The sequence below is a fragment of the Corynebacterium kalidii genome (genome assembly GCF_022869005.1).
Classification (GTDB): Bacteria; Actinomycetota; Actinomycetes; order Mycobacteriales; family Mycobacteriaceae; genus Corynebacterium; species Corynebacterium kalidii.
Map to the genome: position 1 here is coordinate 126,791 of NZ_JALIEA010000016.1, position 18,932 is coordinate 145,722.

General features: G+C 69.8%; 17 protein-coding genes and 1 tRNA gene. 8 read left to right on the top strand and 10 right to left on the bottom strand.

The window, feature by feature from the left end:
* From MUN33_RS10170 to MUN33_RS10180, 3 genes are read left to right on the top strand one after another with little or no spacing between them, the layout of a single operon-like run.
* Positions 1-579, top strand: a complete 579-nt coding sequence (locus MUN33_RS10170) for a twin-arginine translocase TatA/TatE family subunit (protein ID WP_244804800.1) — start codon at positions 1-3, stop codon at positions 577-579.
* Positions 566-1,864 (top strand): sensor histidine kinase, encoded by a 1,299-nt coding sequence (locus MUN33_RS10175; RefSeq protein ID WP_244804801.1) that lies wholly within the window; start codon positions 566-568, stop codon positions 1,862-1,864. The genes MUN33_RS10170 and MUN33_RS10175 overlap by 14 nt, the downstream gene beginning before the upstream one ends.
* Positions 1,861-2,535 carry a response regulator transcription factor gene (locus tag MUN33_RS10180; RefSeq protein WP_244804802.1) on the top strand — a complete coding sequence of 225 codons (675 nt, stop codon included), beginning with the start codon at positions 1,861-1,863 and terminating at the stop codon, positions 2,533-2,535. The genes MUN33_RS10175 and MUN33_RS10180 overlap by 4 nt, the downstream gene beginning before the upstream one ends.
* Positions 2,536-2,706: 171 nt before the next feature.
* Here the strand turns inward: MUN33_RS10180 and MUN33_RS10185 are convergent, their stop codons facing one another.
* Entirely contained in the window at positions 2,707-3,600 is an 894-nt protein-coding gene (locus MUN33_RS10185) for a fumarylacetoacetate hydrolase family protein (protein ID WP_244804803.1), read from the bottom strand.
* Between the two features lie 28 nt (positions 3,601-3,628).
* On the opposite strand from MUN33_RS10185, the gene cysS reads away from it, so the two are divergent.
* On the top strand, positions 3,629-5,047 hold the full coding sequence (gene cysS, locus MUN33_RS10190) for a cysteine--tRNA ligase (protein WP_244804804.1): 1,419 nt from the start codon (positions 3,629-3,631) through the stop codon (positions 5,045-5,047).
* Positions 5,048-5,053: 6 nt separating this feature from the next.
* Here cysS and MUN33_RS10195 read toward each other — a convergent pair whose 3' ends face one another.
* Positions 5,054-6,439, bottom strand: a complete 1,386-nt coding sequence (locus MUN33_RS10195; protein ID WP_244804805.1) for an MFS transporter — start codon at positions 6,437-6,439, stop codon at positions 5,054-5,056.
* A 69-nt stretch (positions 6,440-6,508) separates the two neighbouring features.
* Between MUN33_RS10195 and rlmB the strand changes: the two genes are divergently transcribed.
* Positions 6,509-7,459 (top strand): 23S rRNA (guanosine(2251)-2'-O)-methyltransferase RlmB, encoded by a 951-nt coding sequence (gene rlmB, locus MUN33_RS10200; RefSeq protein WP_244804806.1) that lies wholly within the window; start codon positions 6,509-6,511, stop codon positions 7,457-7,459.
* A gap of 268 nt (positions 7,460-7,727) precedes the next feature.
* Positions 7,728-8,255, top strand: coding sequence for a hypothetical protein (locus tag MUN33_RS10205; RefSeq protein ID WP_244804807.1), 528 nt, complete (start codon positions 7,728-7,730; stop codon positions 8,253-8,255).
* Here the strand turns inward: MUN33_RS10205 and MUN33_RS10210 are convergent.
* The 3 genes from MUN33_RS10210 to MUN33_RS10220 are packed head-to-tail and all read right to left on the bottom strand — an operon-like array spanning position 8,234 to position 10,857.
* On the bottom strand, positions 8,234-9,118 hold the full coding sequence (locus MUN33_RS10210; protein ID WP_244804808.1) for a metal ABC transporter permease: 885 nt from the start codon (positions 9,116-9,118) through the stop codon (positions 8,234-8,236). The genes MUN33_RS10205 and MUN33_RS10210 overlap by 22 nt on opposite strands.
* Positions 9,115-9,819, bottom strand: coding sequence for a metal ABC transporter ATP-binding protein (locus MUN33_RS10215; protein ID WP_244804809.1), 705 nt, complete (start codon positions 9,817-9,819; stop codon positions 9,115-9,117). Before MUN33_RS10215 ends, MUN33_RS10210 begins: the two co-directional genes overlap by 4 nt.
* Positions 9,820-10,857 carry a metal ABC transporter solute-binding protein, Zn/Mn family gene (locus MUN33_RS10220; protein ID WP_244804810.1) on the bottom strand — a complete coding sequence of 346 codons (1,038 nt, stop codon included), beginning with the start codon at positions 10,855-10,857 and terminating at the stop codon, positions 9,820-9,822.
* 77 nt (positions 10,858-10,934) lie between these two features.
* Here MUN33_RS10220 and MUN33_RS10225 point away from each other — a divergent pair, with 77 nt between their 5' ends.
* Positions 10,935-12,116, top strand: a complete 1,182-nt coding sequence (locus MUN33_RS10225; RefSeq protein ID WP_255806743.1) for a LacI family DNA-binding transcriptional regulator — start codon at positions 10,935-10,937, stop codon at positions 12,114-12,116.
* Here MUN33_RS10225 and otsB read toward each other — a convergent pair.
* The 5 genes from otsB to thrE all read right to left on the bottom strand — a co-directional run bounded on the left by otsB (position 12,058) and on the right by thrE (position 17,336).
* Positions 12,058-13,011, bottom strand: a complete 954-nt coding sequence (otsB, locus tag MUN33_RS10230) for a trehalose-phosphatase (protein WP_244804812.1) — start codon at positions 13,009-13,011, stop codon at positions 12,058-12,060. The genes MUN33_RS10225 and otsB overlap by 59 nt on opposite strands.
* 58 nt (positions 13,012-13,069) lie before the next feature.
* Positions 13,070-13,651: a hypothetical protein gene (locus MUN33_RS10235; protein ID WP_244804813.1), complete on the bottom strand. Its 582-nt coding sequence runs from the start codon at positions 13,649-13,651 to the stop codon at positions 13,070-13,072.
* Positions 13,648-15,210, bottom strand: a complete 1,563-nt coding sequence (locus MUN33_RS10240; protein WP_244804892.1) for an alpha,alpha-trehalose-phosphate synthase (UDP-forming) — start codon at positions 15,208-15,210, stop codon at positions 13,648-13,650. The genes MUN33_RS10235 and MUN33_RS10240 overlap by 4 nt, the downstream gene beginning before the upstream one ends.
* Before the next feature lie 130 nt (positions 15,211-15,340).
* Positions 15,341-15,706 (bottom strand): hypothetical protein, encoded by a 366-nt coding sequence (locus tag MUN33_RS10245; protein WP_244804814.1) that lies wholly within the window; start codon positions 15,704-15,706, stop codon positions 15,341-15,343.
* Between the two features lie 52 nt (positions 15,707-15,758).
* Positions 15,759-17,336 carry a threonine/serine exporter ThrE gene (gene thrE / locus MUN33_RS10250; RefSeq protein WP_244804815.1) on the bottom strand — a complete coding sequence of 526 codons (1,578 nt, stop codon included), beginning with the start codon at positions 17,334-17,336 and terminating at the stop codon, positions 15,759-15,761.
* Between the two features lie 219 nt (positions 17,337-17,555).
* Here thrE and MUN33_RS10255 point away from each other — a divergent pair.
* A tRNA-Thr gene (locus MUN33_RS10255) sits at positions 17,556-17,628 on the top strand.
* Positions 17,629-18,932: the final 1,304 nt, after the last annotated feature.

Below are 18,932 nucleotides of genomic sequence, written 5' to 3' on the forward strand. Positions count from 1 at the left end.
ATGTTCGGACTCAGCATCGAGAAGATCATCGTCGTCGGCATGGTGGCGGCCGTCGTCATCGGCCCGCAGCGGCTGCCGCTCTACGCGGAGAAGCTCGCCACCGTCATCAGGAACTTCCGCAGCTTCACCGAGTCGACGAGACGACGGGCCGAGGAGGAACTGGGCGTCCCCGTCGCCGCGATGGACCCCACGACATGGAACAACAGGTTCCGGGCCTACGACCCGCGCCGGATCGTCCGCGACGCCCTGGACAGTGACGGGACAGAGCGCACACCAGAGCGCACACCAGAGCACACACCAGAGCACACTGGGGGCGGTGTGGCGGCCGCCGCCTCCCCGGAGAGCGGCCCCGTCCCGGAACCTCTCCGGGAGTACCGGGAACGCTGGGTCGTGGTCGGCGGTTCCTCCGGGCACCCGGTCCGCCGCAGGATTGTCGAACCCGTCCCTCCGGACTCCGACGTTCCCGACATTGCCGACGTTGCCGATCCCGTCGGCGTCCAGGAACACTCCGTCGACGAGCGCACCGCGAGCGTCGGGCGGGGCGCCGATACTGCACAATGGCGTCATGACCCGGCCTGAAACCCGCACCCCGCCCAACCGTGAGCGACCCGCGCGGATCCCGGTGTGGGTCGGGGATCTGGCGGTCATCGTGCTGGTCCTCGCCTCCGTCGCCGTGCCGGGCCCAGGCCCAGGGACCGGACCCCTCGGGCCTTTCGGTCCAGGCGGCCCCGGAGATCCCGCCGGGCAGACGGGAGGGATGCCGGACCACCGTCTGGACCTCGTCGTCACGGGCGCGGTGGTGCTGGCCGCGGCGCTGATGCCCCTGCGTCGTCGCTGGCCGTTGACGGTCCTCGCGGCCTGCCTGGCGGTGTACGTGGGCACCGTCCTGCTCGGCGTGCCGACCCTGGGGCCGGGTGTCGCTGCGATCGTCGCCGCATTCGCCGCGGCGACCGGCGCCCCACGTCGTGTGGCCCTGGGCTGCGGTACGGCGGGTGCGGTCGTGGTGGCGGTGCTGAGTCTGTTCACCGACGACCGGCTGACCCTGGACCCGCAGGTCTTCCAGATCGCCGCGGGCATCGCCGTCGCCACCGCCCTGGGAGACAGTTTCCGGTCCCGACGGGAGTACGCCCGGGCGGCCACCGAGCGTGCCGAACGTGCCGAACAGACCCGTGAGGCGGAGGCCCGGAGGCGGGTGGCAGAGGAACGGCTACGCATCGCCCAGGACCTGCACGACACCGTCGCCCACCGGATCTCGGTGATCAGCCTGAACGCCGGGGTGGCGTCCAGCTCGCTGGACTCCCGGCCGGACAAGGCGCGCGACTCACTCGGCAGGATCCGGGAGGCCTCACGCGAGGTGCTCGGCGACATCGGTGTACTGCTGCGCTACCTTCGCGCCGGGGACCCAGGGGACCCAGGCGATGACGGAGCCCGCGGGGCCGTGGAACTCCCGCAGCCGGGTGTGGAGGACCTGGACGACCTCGTGGCCTCCGTCGCCGCGGCGGGGCTCACGGTGCACCGGTCCTCCGACGGGGACCTGTCGACCGTCGACGACACCACCGGGCGGGTCGTCTACCGCGTGGTGCAGGAGGGGCTGACCAACGCGCACAAACACGGTTCGGGCAACATCGCGGAACTCGCGACCGGCGTCACCACCGGTCCGGAGCGGCGCGTCGTGTCTGTGCGGGTCAGCAACCCGGTGTCCCGGGACGGGCGCAACCAGCCGGACGCCCCGCACGGCTTCCTGGGGCTCACCGGACTGCGTGAACGTGTGGCGGCGGTGGGAGGGTCCGTCACCGCCGTAGAATCGGACGGGACATTCACGCTCACCGCTGAGCTGCCGCTTGCCAGGGAGGAACACCCGTGACCACCGTGCTCGTCGTCGACGACCAGGTCCTGATCCGTCAGGCCGTCGTCGACATCCTGTCCAGTACCCCGGACACCGAGGTGGTCGGTGCGGCGGCCGACGGGCTGGAGGCCGTGTCCATGACCGCCGAACTGCACCCGGACGTGGTACTGACGGACATCCGCATGCCCCGTCTCGACGGCATCGCCGCCACCGAACGCATCTGCTCGGACCCGGCGAACGCCGACAGCCGCGTCCTGGTCCTCACCACCTTCGAGGAGGACGAGTACGTCGTTGCCGCCTTGCGCGCCGGGGCCAGCGGGTTCATCGGCAAGGGGGCGGAGCCGGAGGAGATCATCCGTGCCGTCCACGCGGTCGCGGACGGCGACGCACTGCTGTCACCGGCGGCGACGCGCGGACTCATCGCCCGGTGCGTGACCTCCCCGGGGCCCCGTCCCGCCGTGTCGGACGCGGCGGCGCAGGCGCTGGCCCAGCTGACCGACCGGGAACGCGAGGTGCTCGAACTGGTCGGGCGCGGACTGTCGAACCAGCAGATCGCCGAGACGTTCGTCATCTCCCCGCACACGGCGAAGACCCACGTGAACCGGATCATGACCAAGGTCAGGGCGCATGACCGTGCCCAGCTGGTGATCCTGGCCTACGAAGGCGGACTCCTCGTCCCCGGAGAGTGAGTGGCCCGCGGGAACTGCTACTTGTCCCCGAAGGGGACCGGGACCGCGGTGATGTCCGCGAACGGGAGAGTGGAGGCGTGGTCGGTGATCCGGTTCACCGAGCAGGCGGTGAGGCCCAGGGCGAGGACGGCGGCGCGCCGGTTCGGACGGGTGGTGCGGGTGCCGGAGCCGCTACATCCGCACGGTCGACTCCACCGCGCCGAGCCCGTCGACCTCGATGCGCACCACGTCACCGTCGGCGAGGAAGCGTCCCGACCCCGCGCCGACGCCCTCGGGGGTGCCCGTGACGATCACGTCGCCGGGCTCCAGTGTGGCGAAGTTGGAGATGTAGCGGACCAGGTCCACCGGGGGGAACACCAGGTCGGCGGTGGAGTGGTCCTGGCGCAGTTCGCCGTTGACCCAGGTACGCAGGGACGCGCCCTCGGCCACCGGGTCGTAGTCGTCGGCGAGTGTCATCCACGGGCCGAACGCCGAGGAACGGTCGAGGTTCTTGCCCTGCAGCCACTGCTGGGTGCGGTACTGCCAGTCGCGCTGGGAGAAGTCGTTGAACACCGCGTAACCACCGATGGCGGCACGTGCCTCCTCCTCGGAGGCGCCGCCGCGGGCACCGGCCAGCCGTGAGCCGATGATCACGGCGAGCTCCCCCTCGTAGTCCGCCTTGTCGGTCATCCCGGCGGGCACCGTCACCTCGGCGTAGGGGGAGGTCAGGGCGGAGGGGTACTTGACGAACAGCGTCGGGTGGTCGGGGATGGGGTGGCCCATCTCCTCGATGTGTTCGCGGTAGTTCAGGCCCACGCAGAAGATCTTCGACGGGGAGGTGATCACCGGGAGCAGGTCGGTCAGGGGGACCGTCACCTCGTCGCCGTCGCGTCGGAGGCCGGACTCCACGGCACCACGGATGCCGGTGGGGTTCGCCGTGAGCAGGGCCCCGAGATCACGTCGGTCGACGATACGCCCGGTGACCGAGCCTGCCTGCGGGGAGTCACCGGTGCCGGCCGGGTCGTCGATGCCGTCGACGTGGATGGTGCACCGTGTGCCGTCGATCCGGACCGTCGCAAGTTTCATGTGGTCTCTCCCGTCTAGACTGTCTGTTGTGACTCTGCGATTCTTCGATACCGCGACCCGTGAACTCCAGGACTTCGTCCCGCTGCAGGAAGGACACGCGTCGGTCTACCTGTGTGGTGCGACCGTGCAGTCCGTCCCGCACATCGGGCATGTGCGCTCCGGGGTGGCGTTCGACATCCTCCGCAACTGGCTCGAGGCTAAGGGACTTGATGTCGCTTTCGTTCGCAATGTTACAGACATCGACGACAAGATCCTCACGAAGTCCGCCGAGCACGGGCGTCCCTGGTGGGAATGGGCGGCCACCCACGAGCGCGAGTTCACCCGCGCCTACGACCTGCTCGGGGTCGCACCGCCGTCGGTCGAGCCGCGGGCCACCGGGCACATCCCGGAGATGATCGCCTACATCCGCCGCATCATCGACGCCGACCTCGCCTACGCCACCGAGGACGGGTCGGTGTACTGCCGCACCGCGCGCGTGCCCGGCTACGGTTTCCTGTCGCACCAGAAGCTCGACGAACTGGACCAGGGCGAGGACGCGGCCCCGGGCAAGGAGGACCCCCGCGACTTCGCGATGTGGAAGGCGGCGAAACCCGGCGAGCCGGGGTGGGAGACCCCGTGGGGGTACGGCCGTCCCGGCTGGCACATCGAGTGCTCCGCGATGTCCCGCAAGTACCTCGGCGCGGAGTTCGACATCCACGCCGGCGGGATGGACCTCCAGTTCCCGCACCACGAGAACGAGGCGGCCCAGGCGCATGCCGCCGGTGACGGTTTCGCACGCCTGTGGCTGCACAACGGGTGGGTGACGATGTCGGGCGAGAAGATGTCCAAGTCGCTGGGCAACGTGCTGTCCGTGCCGAACATCCTCACCCAGGTCCGGCCGATCGAGCTGCGGTACTACCTGGGCTCGGCGCACTACCGGTCCATGCTGGAGTACTCGGAGTCCGCGCTGCAGGAGGCGGCCGCGGGGTTCCGGCGGATCGAGAAGTTCCTGGCCCGTGCCGCCGAGGTCCTCGGCGACGTGGAGACCGGTGCCTGGCTTCCCGCATTCGAGGAGGCGATGGACGACGACCTGTCCGTCCCGCAGTCCCTGGCGGTCATCCACGACGCCGTGCGGGAGGGCAACAAGGCCCTGGAGTCCGGTGACCGGGAACAGCTGGCGCAGATCGCCGGGGCGGTCCGGGCGATGACCGGTGTGCTCGGTGTCGACCCGATGTCGGTGACCTGGTCCGGCCCGTCCGCGCAGGGGCGGGGACTGGGGATCGGTTCGGACGCCTCGGACGCGGCGATGTCGGCGTTGGACGTCCTGGTCCGCGCGGAGCTGGACCGTCGTTCCGCCGCGCGGGCGGAGAAGGACTACACCACTGCGGACGAGGTCCGGGACCGGTTGAAGGAGGCCGGCGTCGTGGTCACCGACACCCCGGACGGTGCCATCTGGTCGGTGGAGTAACCGGGACTACCGCTCCGCCAGGCTCGTCCCCCTGAGCTCGGGAAGTGACAGGGCGGCGAGTGCGGCGACGGCGAAGGCCGCGCCGAACAGGGCGAACAGGACCGGCATGCCACCGACGACCAGCAGCGGCGGCACGATCAACGGGGCGATGATCGACGCGATCCGTCCGAAACCGGTGGCCGCACCGGTGCCGCGGCCCCGCATCGTCGTCGGGTAGAGCTCCGGCCCGACCGCGTAGAGCGCGCCCCATGCGCCCAGGTTGAAGAAGGACAGCAGGCAGCCGGCGGCGATGATCTGCCACTCGACACCGGCGAACCCGTACAGGCCGGCGGACACCGCGGACCCGGCGAGGAAGGTCGCCAGGGTGCTGCGCCGTCCCCACCGCTCGATGAGGAACGCGGACACCGCGTAACCGGGCAGCTGCGCGAGCGTGATGACCAGGGTGAAGGTGAACGACTTCACCAGGGTGTAGCCCTGGTCGACCAGGATGGACGGGATCCAGGTGAATGCGCCGTAGTAGCTGAGGTTGATGCAGAACCAGATCGTCCACAGTGCCGCGGTCCGGCGGCGTAGCGCCGGCGACCAGATCCCGGACGCCGCCTGGGCCGCCTGGGCCGCCTGGGCCGGCTGCGCCGCTGGTGCATCGGGCCCGTCCCCCGCCCTCCCGGTGGCTGCGGTACCGAACCGGAAGCGCGCCGGTGAGGACTCCTCGAAATCGACGACGATCCGCTCCGCCTCGTCGTGACGGCCCTTCGACTCCAGGTAACGCACCGATTCCGGCAGTCTCATACGCACGTACAGGGCGTACACGGCAGGCACCATGCCCAGCGCCAGCGCCCAGCGCCATCCGTCGTCGGACAGCGGGATGACGAAGGCGCCGATCACGGCCGCGGCGAGCCAGCCCAGGGCCCAGAACGCCTCGAGGATCACGACCATCCGGCCGCGCACGGAGCGTGGCGCGAACTCGGAGACCAGGGTGGACGCCACCGGCAGTTCCGCACCGAGCCCGAGGCCCACCACGAAGCGCAGGACGATCAGGACCGCCAGCCCGCCGGCGAGCGCGGAGGCACCGGTCGCCAGACCGTAGACCAGCAGTGTGACTGCGAAGACGCTGCGGCGCCCGATGCGGTCGGCCAGCAGGCCACCGAACGTGGCGCCCAGGGCCATCCCGACGAACCCGGCGGACGCCAGCCACGAGGTCTCGGTGTGGCTCAACCCCCAGTGTGTCGTCAGCGCCGCCATGATGAAGCCGATGAGGCCGACGTCCATCGCGTCCAACGCCCAGCCGACACCGGAACCACCGAGCAGTCTGACGTGACGTCGGGTCACCGGCAGGGAGTCGAGACGTTCGGTGCGGGACGTGGGCGTGCCCACGGGATCCGGAGGGGTCATAACCAGCAGAGGATACCGTGCGGCGACAGTGTTGGGAACACGGCGAACCTGCAGGGTAGTCTGGTCGCCATGGCAGGAAACGACAAGCGCCGCGGCGCGGTACGGAAGACGGCGCGCAAGGGCTCGGACAAGGGCTCGGGCGGCCACCGGCGACGGGGGCTCGCCGGCAAGGGGCCGACACCGAAGGCCGAGGACCGCGTCTACCACGCGAAGTACAAGGCGAAGAAGGCCCAGGAGCGCCGTGACTCGGGTCGGCAGCGGCCGCGGGACCTCGACGACCAGCCGGAACTCGTCGTCGGACGGAACCCGGTGATCGAGTGCCTGCGGGCGGAGGCCCCGGCGACGGCGCTGTACGTCGCCGTCGGCACCGGCAACGACGAGCGACTCGCCGAAGCGGTGCACACCTGTGCCGAGCGTGGTATCGCCGTGCTCGAGGTCAGCCGGGACGAGCTGGACCGGATGACGGGCAACGGCATGCATCAGGGGATCGGCCTGCAGGTGCCGCCGTACAAGTACGCCGAGGTCGAGGACCTGATCGACGCGGTGCAGACCTCGGGCCGTCCCGGCCTGATCGTGGTGCTCGACAATATCACCGACCCCCGGAACCTCGGGGCGGTGATCCGCTCTGTCGCGGCGTTCGGTGGGCACGGTGTGGTCATCCCGGAGCGACGGTCGGCGTCGGTGACGGCTGTGGCGTGGCGGACCTCCGCCGGGACCGCGGCGCGGCTGCCGGTGGCGCGGGCGACGAACCTGGTGCGCTCCCTGAAGCAGTTCCAGCAGTCCGGGTACCAGGTCGTGGGCCTGGACGCCGGCGGTCAGCACACCCTGGACACCTACGACGGTACGACCCCGGTCGTCGTCGTGGTGGGCTCCGAGGGGAAGGGGTTGTCGCGCCTGGTGGGGGAGACCTGCGACGACATCCTGTCGATCCCGATGGCGGCGAGCGTCGAGTCGCTCAATGCGTCAGTCGCCGCCGGCGTGGTGCTCAGCGAGTTCGCCCGTCAGCGTCGGGTGGGGTAGCAGGCCGATCCCCGGGAGGTCGGGGGTCGGGGGATGGTGGTGGATGGTGGTGGATGGTGCGACGCCGGATCGGCTTTCGCACCCCATCGCCGACTTAAGCGAAACTGACCTGGGCTTTTGTCTGCATTAGTATCTTATTGAGTCCGATAGTTGGATACCCATGGGCCGGGACCCCACCGCGGGGCTCCGACCCGGCACGCTAACCCGGCGACCCCGTGTGGCGATAGGGCAGATACGCACCGTCCTGAGCGTCCCCGAGGAGGCCGTCATGGTGACCGTATCCGCCCCAGTGCACCGTCCGACGGGCACTGCCGCCCGCAGGATAACCGCGGCAGGTGCGGTGGCCGTACTCGCGTTAGCCGTGTCGTCCTGCTCCGGGGAGACCCCGACCGCCCCGGGGTCGGTCACCCCGGTCCCCACGCCGACCCTCACCACCGCGACCGCCCCGGTGTCCACCCCGGTGCCCGACCCCACGGTCGTCACCCCCGTCCCCACGCCGGCGCCGACCACTCCCTCGACCGCCCCCGCCCCGGAGCCGTGCACCCTGGAGTCACTGCACCGGACCGCGGGGATGGAGGCGTTGGACGTGCTGATCTACTGCGACGGCACCTGGATGCGCGCCGGACAGTGGCAGACCGACCATCTCCGGAACCTCACCTGGGACGGTGACATGTGGGTGGAGTACCCGCCCGACGGGCACACGGACCTCAGCGGCTACCCCTGCTACGACGCCGACCGCATCGCACAGGACGGCGTCCCGCCGGCCGTGCGGGATCAGCTCACGCTCTGTGGGTGATCCGGTCCGCCGACCGGTTCGGCCGGGGAGGGCCGCTGCCGCGTCTCGTCGCGGATCACGCGGCGTCCCCGCGCCCACCCGATCCCGCGGCACACCAGGTAGATGGTGAAGCTGATGGTCGTGACGAAGGGGCTGACCGGGAGCCCCGGTTCCAGGGAGAGCACCAGACCACCGGCGGCGGCGGTCGTGGCGAAGACGGCGGACAGCACCACCGCCATCAGCGGGTTGGACGTCACCCGGACGGCGGCGGCACCCGGGGTGATCAGCAGCGCCAACAGCAGCAGCGCCCCGACGATCTGCACCCCCTGGGAGGCGACGATACCGATCAGGACGGCGAACGCCGCGGCGAGGAGCTTCACCGGCACACCGGACGCCGCGGCCATGACCGGGTCGACCGTGGCGAACAGCAGCGGTCGCCACAGCACGGCGACGGCGCCGACGACGAGGACGGACATCAGGGCGAGCACCCCCAGCGAGGCGCCCGACACCCCCACGATCTGCCCGGTGAGCAGGGCGTAGGCCTCCGACGTCCGACCGGGGTACAGGTAGATGAACAGCACGGACAGGCCCATGCCGAAGGCGAGGACCACCCCGACGGTGGCGTCCTGTTCCTTCAGCCCCAGCAGCGCGAGCACCACCGCGGCCAGGACGGCGCCCAGGACGGCCCCGGTGGTCACGCTGACGCCGAACAGCAGTGCGGCGGCGGCGCCCATCAACGCCAGCTCCCCGGTGGCGTGGGCGGCGAAGCTCATCTTGCGCATCACGATCAGCGGGGCGAGCGCCCCGGAGACCAGGCCGAGGAGCAGGGACGCGACCAAGGCGTACTGCACGAAGTCGACCTGCAGCAGGTCCCAGGTGTTCACACGACCACCATCCGTCCGTTGACCTCGGCGACGTCGACCTCGGTGCCGTAGAGCCGGGACAGCACCGGACCGGTCATGACCTCGTCCACCGTGCCGGTGACGTGGCCGTCCGGGCCGAGGTAGAGCACCCGGTCGGTCACCCCGAGCACGGGGTTGATGCTGTGGGTGACGAAGACGACGGCGGTGCCGTGTTCCCGTCGGCGCCGGTCCAGGAGCTCGACGGCGGAGCGTTGGGCCGACAGGTCCAGGCTCAGCAGCGGCTCGTCGCAGAGCAGGAGCTGGGGGTCGGAGGCCAGCGCCTGGGCCTGCCGGACGAGTTGCTGTTGGCCGCCGGAGAGGGTGCCCACCCGCCGGTCCGCCAGGCCCGACGCGCCGACCTCGGCGAGGGCGGCGTCCACGGTGGCGCGCCGGGGGCGGCGTCGGGACAGGACGCCGTGCTCGATGGACAGTCCGACGAGGTCGCGGACGCGGATCGGCAGGTCGGTGTCGAACATGCGTTGCTGGGGGATGAACCCGATCCGGTCGGGGGTGCTGACGCTGCCTGAGGACAGCGCGCGGGTGCCCAGGACGGTGTTGAGCAGCGTGGATTTCCCCACGCCGTTGGGGCCGAGGACGGTGAGGAACTCCCCGGTCCCGATGCTGAGGTCCAGGTTGTGCCAGAGCGGGTCGACGCTGGCGTCGGTGAAGGTCAGGAGAGCCATCTAGCTGAGCGCGTCCTCGAGGTCGGTGATCACGCCGTCGACGTAGTCGGCGTAGGTGTCGTCGGCGCCGGGGGTCTCGGTGACGTTGACCACCGGCACGTCGGTGTCCTTCGCGGCGTCGGTGAGCTGGCGTGAGGACTGGCTCTCGGACTGGGTGTTGGTGATCAGCGCGTCCGCCTCGCCGCCGGTGACGAGGTCGCGGGTGGTCGAGAGGTCCGCGACGGAGGGCTCGCCCTCGTTGAGGACGGACCGGGCGAATCCTTCGGGGGTGACGTCGTGGATCTCCGAGCCGCGTAGCAGCAGGCCCGCGACGGGCTCGGTGAGCACCACGTGGGCGTGCGGGAGGTCGGCGATCCGCTGGCGGAAGCCGTCGGTCATCTCGTGGACCCCGCTGGCGTCGGTGGGGAAGCTGGGGTCGAGGCTGTTGATGTGGGCGGCGAGGGCGTCGGCGAAGGCACTGACGCGGTCCATGTCGAACCAGACGTGCGGGTTCTCGTCGCCGGTGAGGATGTCGCCGCCGTGGTCGTGGCCGGCATGGTCATCGCCGTGGTCCCCGTGGTCCCCGTGGTCCCCGTGGTCCCCGTGGTCATGGTCGCCGTGGTCGTCACCCTCGCCACCGTGGGTGTGACCTTCGGCCAGCGGGGCGGCGGTGATGACCTCGGCGTCGTCGCCGGCGTTGTCGGTGAGCCAGTTGTCGTAGCCGGCGCCGTTGCCGACGACGATGTCGGCGTCGCGGATCGTGGAGATGTCCCGGGCGGTGGCCTCGTACTCGTGGGGGTCGTCGTCGGTGCCGGTGAGGATGGTGTCCACGGTGAAGTCGTCGGCGTTGACGGCGTCGTCGGACTCGGCGGCGTCGTCGACGACCTGCTGGGCGATGTCGCCCCAGGTCGAGGTGGATGCGACGATGCGGATGCCCCCGTTGTCGGCGGGGTCGCTGTCCGCTCCGCCGGCGCAGGCGGTGAGTCCCAGTGTGAGGGCGGTGGCGGTGGCCAGGGCCAGGGCTGCGGAGGTGCGGGCGGTGGGGCGACGTCGTGACATGGGGACGACACTAGTCCTTGTTGGGAATGCTTGCCAATTAGGGTTGCGTCAGTCACCGGGACAGGGCGTCGACTAGCATGGTCGTCGTGAATCGCTCCAGCAGCAGGGCCTCGAACGGTGCCCCGGGCCGACCAGGCAGACAGAACCGGCGCGGCACCCTGGCCTCTATCGCGGCGGAGCTGGGGGTGTCCCGGACAACGGTCTCCAACGCCTACAACCGTCCCGAACAGCTCTCCGTCGAACTGCGTGAACGCATCATGCGCACCGCGGACCGGATGGGCTACTCCGGCCCGGACCCGACGGCACGGTCCCTGCGGACCCGTCGGGCCGGTGCGATCGGCGTCCTGCTCACCGACGACATGACCTACGCCTTCGAGGACCAGGCGTCGCTGGAGTTCATGTCGGGTGTCTCCGAGGCCTGCGTCGGTATGGACACCTCCATGCTGCTGATCCCCGCCGGTGCGGAGACCGCCGAGGAGGACAGGCCGGCCTCACTGGTGAACCAGGCCGTGGTGGACGGCTTCATCGTCTACTCCGTCGCCGCCGACGACCCGTTCCTCGCCTCGGTGACCAGCCGCAACGTCCCCACCGTGATCTGTGACCAGCCGGCCGACGACCACGGGGTGAACTTCGTGGGCATCGACGACCGGGAGGCGATCCGCCCGGCGGCCCAGGCACTGGTCGACGCCGGTCACCGCCGGGTGGGGATCCTGTGCATCCGTCTGGACCGTCACCCCAACAACGGTCCGGTCAGCCCGGAGCGCCTGGAGAAGGCGCAGATGCACGTCCAGAAGGGCCGGGTCCTCGGGGCGCTGGCCGTGCTGGAGGACGCCGGTGTCGACCGCACGGACGTCCCGGTCATCGAACGCCACATCAACAACCCGGACACCGCCCGGAGTGCGGCCGCCGAGTTGCTGGAGGGGCACCCCGAACTCACGGCGGTGATCTGCACGACGGACAGCCAGGCGCTCGGTGTGCTCGACTACGCCGCCGACGTGGGGATCGACGTGCCCGGGGAGCTCTCGGTGGTCGGGTTCGACGGGATCGCCCGTGCCCGTGATCGGGGTCTGGCCACCGTGGAACAGCCGAACCGCGAGAAGGGGTTCACCAGCGGAAACGTCCTCGCCGCGCTGATCGGCCGCAACACCGAGGCCACGCGGCGGGAGCCCGCGACCGAGTGGGCGGAGCCGGAGCCGAGGATCATCCTGCCGACGCACTACCTCCCTGGCCGGACCGTGGCTCCTCCCGCAGCTCGCTGAGTGCGGCCACCGAGGCGGCGTCGACGACCCCGCCGTCGCGGTCACCCTGGCGCAGGAGCCTCGCTTCGGCGAGGCGCGACAGGGTGGCGGCCACCGCATCCGGGTCCGGCAGGCGACGGTGCGCGGCGGTGTCGCCGTCGCCCACCCGGATGCCCAGGTCAGGACGGCCCGGGTAGCTGTCGCCGGACGGGGACAGCCCCTGCTGGTCGAGCACCCGCAGCGCGGTCTCGTCGGTGACGTCGTCGCCGGCGAAGATGACGGCGTCCGGCTGGTCACGGTCGATGTAGGCCTGCAGGTAGCTGCCCTTGGTCACCGGTGACACCGACACCTCGACGATGTCCTTGCCCGGGGTCACGGTGACCCCGTCGAGTTTCTGCACGGCCAGACGGAACTCCTCGTAGGCGGTGAGGCCGGTCCGGCGGTCCGCGGCGCCTCGGATGTGGAGCCCCACGGCGAAGGGTTTGCGCTCCACCCACATCCCGGGATCGAGGGTGGCGTAGGCGTCGGCCTTCTCGGCGAGTGTGGCGAGCAGGGTCTGCTGGTCTTCGTCGAGTCCGGAGCCGGCGGTGTCGGCGGGTTCGGCACCGTGGCTGCCGACGAGCAGGATGTCGCCGGGTGACGGCGAGGAGACGGCGGTGACCTCGGCGACGGGTTCGAGGATCTCGAGGTTACGTCCGGAGAGCAGCATGACCGTGGTGCCGGAACACCCCGCGAGCCGGTCGATGGCGGCGCGGGCGCCGGGGACCATGCGTACGGACAGCGGGTCGGTGGAGAACCCGGCGAGGGTGCCGTCGAAGTCGAGGGCGACGAGCAGGTGGGGGACCTCGGCGAGGTACTGGATGTCGTCGGTGGAGACGCTGGGCAGGGGGCCGGTGGTGACGTGGTCGTCGGTCATGCCGTCCAGCGTAGCGACGACGGGGCCCGGCAGGGGCCCGGCAGGGGCACAGCCGGGGTCAGGGGGTCGCGAGGAACTCGACGAACCGTCCGGTCTGCCAGTTGGACGGGTCGTCGTCGGTGCGGGTCAACCGCAGTTCGTCCTCGGCAGGGGTGCTCCACCGCAGGACCGGGGCACCGCCGTCGCTGCCGTCGCCATTTTCGCCGTCGTCACCGTCGCTTTCGCCGAGCAGCGTCACGAGACGGTCGGCGAGGGAGGAGTCGTTCGGCAGGCAGTCCGTCCCGCCGGGGTCACCGCTGATGTCGCGGGCCGTGAGACCGGGGAACCGGACCCGGTCGTTGTCGAGCCACTCGACGTCGCCGCTCAACGCCATGCACCCGGCGGCACCGGTGATGGTGCTGCCGCCGAGGGCGATCCAGGTGCGGGCCTGGTCTGTCTGGGACAGGGACGAGGCGACGGCGGTGCCGGAGTCGACGAGGGCGGCGTCCTCGACCCGGCCGACCTGCCAGCGGATGTCCGCGAGCTCGCCGGGGATGTCCGAACCACAGGAGGCGAGCAGGACGCTGCCGGCGAGGACGACACCACCGAGGGCCGTGCGGAGGACGGGACGGTGGGTCGTTCGGGTCGTACTCCGGTTCACTCGTCCACCGTGCCTGTGGTCGACACCGGTCCCGCGGGGTCCAGTACCGCCAGGAAGCGGCGGGCCCACCCGTGGACGTCGTGGGAGCGGACCTCCTCCCACATCTCCTGCATGCGGGCCTGTTTGTCCTCGTCCGGGGACTCGATGGCCTTCATGATCGCCGCCGCCGTCGACTCCACGTCGTAGGGGTTGCACAGGAACGCGTTCGGCAGTTGCGTGGCCGCACCGGTGAACTCACTGAGCACCAGGGCGCCGGAGCCGTCCGAATGGCTGGCCACGTACTCCTTGGCCACGAGGTTCATCCCGTCCTTCAGGGCGGTCACCAGCATCACGTCCGATGCGGCGTAGAGCGAGACCAGTTGCGCGAACGGCATGCTCGCGTGCGAGTAGTGCACCACGGTGTGCCCGAGGCTGCCGTAGGCGCCGTTGATGCGCGACACGGTGCGTTCGACGTCCTCGCGGGTCCGGGCGTAGGAGTCGAGACGTTCCCGGGACGGGGTGGCCACCTGGATCAGGCAGACCTCGTCCGGGTTCAGCAGGCCCTGGCTGAGCAGCTGCTCGAGCGCCTTGAGCCGCTGGTGGATGCCCTTGGTGTAGTCCAGGCGGTCCACGCCGGCGAGCAGGATCTTCGGCGAACCGACCCGACGACGCAGGGCACTGGCGGCGGACACGGTCTCCGGGGCGGTGGCCTTGGCCTGGACACCCTCGGCGTCGATCGAGATCGGGAACACCCCGACCTTGACCTCGCGTCCGTCCTCGGTGCGTACGGTGCCGGCCACCGCGTCCCGCCGCGGCAGGCGGGCGCCGCGGATGTAGGACACCCCCGACTCGTCGGTGCCGGCAGCGCCGTCGTCGGTGAACGTCCCCTCGCCGTCCGCCCCGCAGGCGTCGCCCTCGCCGACCTTGCTGAAGGTCACGTCGCCGCCGAGGGCGCGCAGCGTGTACAGGAAATTCCACGCGGAGTCAGGGGTGTGCAGCCCGATGAGGTCGGCGCCCAGCGTCCCCTGGAGGACGTCCCACCGCCACGGCAGCTGGCGGAACAGCTCCGGCGCGGGGAAGGGGATGTGCAGGAAGAAGCCGATCTTCAGGTCGGGGCGCATCTCCCGCAGCATGCCCGGTACCAGGTGCAGCTGGTAGTCCTGCACCCAGACGGTCGCCCCGGGGGCGGCGGCCTCGGCCGCGGCGGCCGCGAAACGTTCGTTGACGGTGCGGTAGGCGCGCCACCACGACCGGTGGAACTCGGGGTGGACGATCAGGTCGTGGTACAGCGGCCAGAGGGTGTCGTTGGAGAAACCCTCGTAGTAGGTCTGGAACTCCGAGGTGGTGATGTTCACCGGAACGAGGGTGACGCCCCCGTCCATCTCCGGGAGGTCGGAGACGTGCACCTCCTCCTCCGGGGAGTCGGCGGTGGCACCGGGCCAGCCGACCCAGCTGCCCTGGCTGCTTTCCAGGACGGGGCGCAGCGCGGTGACCAGCCCGCCCGGGCTGGGGGACCAGGTCACCGACCCGTCCTTGCCGACGGACCGGTCGACCGGCAGCCGGTTGGCGACCACGACCATGTCACTCGGGGGGACGGTCCCGGTCGACAACTCTCCGTCAGCGTAGGTTCGGTCATCTCCGGCAGTCACGGCGTCGTCTCCCTTTGAGGATGCTCGAGGGTCGGTGTATCTCGGTTGTACGACCGCCAGACTACTCGGTGGTGGTCTTCTTCGCGGCTGCGGACTTCGTGGCCTTCGTCGCCTTCTTGGCCGTGGTCTTCTTTGCGGCGGCCTTCTTCGCCGGCGCCTTCTTCGTGGCCTTCTTGGTCGCCTTCTTCGTGGTCTTCTTCGCGGCCTTGGGGTTCTTGGCCTCCTCCGCGGCGGCGGCGTCCGCGGCGACCTTGCGGTGGATGAGGCCCTCCGGCTCGACACCGAGCATGCACATCAGCGTCGCGGCATCGAGGAAGTCCTCGGCGTAGGTCGCGACGATGCGCTGCGCGGCCTTCGCGGTCTCCTCCTCCACGGTGTGCAGGGACTCTGCGCTGGTGGTGTGGTTGTCGCTGACCTTCGGCGGCACTGATTGCTCCCTTACAAGATGTTGTTCGGCCTGAGACCCGTAAGCCCTCAGTCTAACCCGAGGAACTGTCCTGTGCACTTTCCCGGTCACGCTGCCTCTGGCGGGAGCGACGAGGGTCCGGGAGCCACGGGGTGCCGCCCCGACGCTGACGCAGGATGCGCCAGTGCGTCGGCGCGGCGGTCCCGTCGGGACGGCGTTCCTGGGGCCGACGTTCCTGGGGACGCCGGGGCTTCGGGCGCCGCAGGTCGTTGTAGCGGTAGAGGATCCGGGGACGACGCAGCCGCCGCGCGACCCACTCGCCGAGCACCACCCCGGCAGCCAGCGCCGTGGCCGTCGCCAGCGCGATACCGAGGTTCGAGATGCCGACGACGAACTGGTCGGTCAGCATCGAGTACATGCCGCGGTACAGCGCGAGACCGGGGAGCAGCGGGGTGATGCCCACGATCGCGGTGATCTGCGGGGGAATGAGGTAGCGGCGGGAGAGCAGACCACCGGCCAAACCGACGAAGGTGGCCGTGATGCCCGCGGCGGTCACGTCGCCGGTGTCGAGCTGGACCTGCAGCAGACGGTACAGGGAGTAGGCCACCAGGGCGGTGAACGTCGCGACCACCAGGGCGCGGCGTTCGCAGAACGAGGCGACGGCGAAGAACATCGCCGCCCCGACACCGCCGAGGATCTGCAGGGCCGCCCCGCCGAACGTCCCCTGCGTGGTGGACGTGTCGATCGGGGGCAGGGTGACCCCCAGCCGGCTGGTGAGCATCAGCCCCATCGCGATGCCGGAGATGATGCCGCCGGTCATCAGCACCGTCTCGAAGAACCGTGCCGAGGAGGTGACCGGGGCGCCGGTGACCCCGTCCTGCAGTGCCTGGACCAGCGTCAACCCGGCGAGCATGGCGACGATGCACGAGGCGATGACCAGTGAGGGGGACAGGTAGTGGTCCAGTGCCCGGGCGAAGCTGAACGTCAGCGCCGCGGGGATGGTCGCGATGATGCCGCCGGTGAAGTTCTGGAAGAACACCGGCAGGGACTTCGACCCCAGCCACACGTTCGTCGCCATGATGATGATCGAGGTGATCGTGGCGATGAGCGCGACGAGCGGCTCACCGCCGAGCATCAGTGCCACCGCGCCGGCGAAACCTCCCCAGGCCAGCGTCGCCCAGCGGATGCGGTAGGGCGGGGGACTGGTCTCGATGTCGGTGAGGATCTTGCGGGTGAGTTCCAGCCCTGTGGCGCCGTTGACGATCGACCGGATCAGCCGGTCCACCTCGGTGAGACGGGAGAAGTCGCTGTTGAGCGAATGGACCACCCGGAAGGTGCTGATCGGCCTGGTGGAGTCCGTCGACGGGGAGTAGATCGTGATCGTGTTCAGGGTGATGTCGACGTGGCAGCCGTAGAGGCCGTAGGCGGACGTGACGGCCTTGACCTGTGCCTTGGCGTCGGTGTTGCCGGTTCCGGCGGCGAGCAGGAGGTCGCCGATACGTGCGGCGGTGTCCATCACCAGGTGGACCTGCGCGGTGTCCGTGAGGTCCACCGGCGCCAGTGGCGAGGGCGGCGGCGCGGTACGGATCGTGTCGATCGTGGACCTGTTGCCGCTGAACAGCATCGCGGACACCTTGTTCCTCAGTGCCATGTAACCCCGGTGGGTCCTGCCGTCCTCACTGCTCACTCGACTCCCCGTTTCTCTGGCGGTCTACCGATGTCTGCCGCTGCCTGCCGGCCGCTGTCTGCCTGCCGGCCACACTCTACGGTAGATGATCCTGATTCGATCAGTGGCCTGCGCTGCTGATAGAGTCGTCGGCTGAAACCCGGTGGCGACACCGAGAGCGGTGCCCGTGCACCGTCGGTTTCCGCTGGAGTGGCGCAATCGGTAGCGCAACGGTCTTGTAAACCGTAGGTTGCGAGTTCAAGTCTCGTCTCCAGCTCTGTGAGCAGGGGAATGCTGCGATCCTGGAGACTCGAGTTCCGGGATCGCTAGTTTAGCGCTGGTTTTGCGTCGCTCCGGCGTCCCGACGGCGTCGCAGGATCGACGCCTCCTCGACCTATACCGGCACTGTCGGGCGTGGTCATGGCTCGCGGGTGTCCACGGCTCTGACGGTCCCCGTGGAAGCATACGGTGGGGAGCCACAGGGATGCCTGATGAGGCGATGTCGTGTTCGGTTCGGCCGAACGTTCGGTTGAATCGAACGTTCGATTCAGTTGGACGTCGGAAGAATCCTGGATCGGCTACGCAGCGACACTGGCCCGGTTATCAGCTCGGTGGAGGGCACGGGGCATGCCCGGAATATGGAGTCCGACAGGTGTCTGGAGTTTCAACTCCCTGCGGGTGTCTTACGGACCCAGTGCAGCTCGAGGTCAGGCCACATCTCCGGATGTCGGACCTCGAGCGACTGGAGAATGCCGGGGAGGGCGGAATCCACCGGCTCGTGGTCTCCGACCGGGTGACCCCGATGATCGGGGATCGGCTCTGGTTCCATTTGGGAACCTGGAGGACCCGCCTGGTCATATTCGGGGGGGATCGGTGGTGGTGAGCCCCTAAGGGATGGACGTCTCGGGGGCACGGCCGCGTCTTCTCGACCGTGGATGAAGTGGTGATCGATGGTGTCGGAACCCTGAAGATACTCACGATGGCTGGATTCGCCTTGCTGAATCTGTTCGCCTGGCTGGACCGCGGCGGATTCACAAGGATGGGCCCGATCTCAGCCTGATCCTGTTCTGGTACTACGCGGACATCCTGGAGACTTCCTTCCGAAGGGTCGCTAACTGTGATCGTCGACGGACGGTAGATGGTGAGGAATCGGATAGTTCAGCTCGGCAGCGCTGGGCTCTACAAGTTTTTCACAGTGGTTAAGGGCCGGGAATCGAACAGATCCGGCGGGTCTACGGGATCGTCAGGCTACGGATCCTGGTGACCGCATCGAAACGCATCGTCAACGCCCGGGGTGTGCCGGGACACCACCGCCGCGATGGAGCCGAGCCTCGCCCGGCAGGTCTTCGGTTCCTACATCCACCAACGTGTCCGGCTGGTCGGCCTGCGTTAGTTCTTCGGGTTGCCGTCGAGGTCGTCGCCGAGGCTGTGGTGGCGGCCCGCCGCGGGCTCGCTCGTAGCTGAGCGGTATTACGTTCGGGCGCCGGGGCGCCGAGCATTCCCAACCAGTGGGCCAGGCATCCGGCGAGTATCACTGTCTTACACCTGATGTGGTTGGCGTCGTCGCGTTGTCCGAGGCGA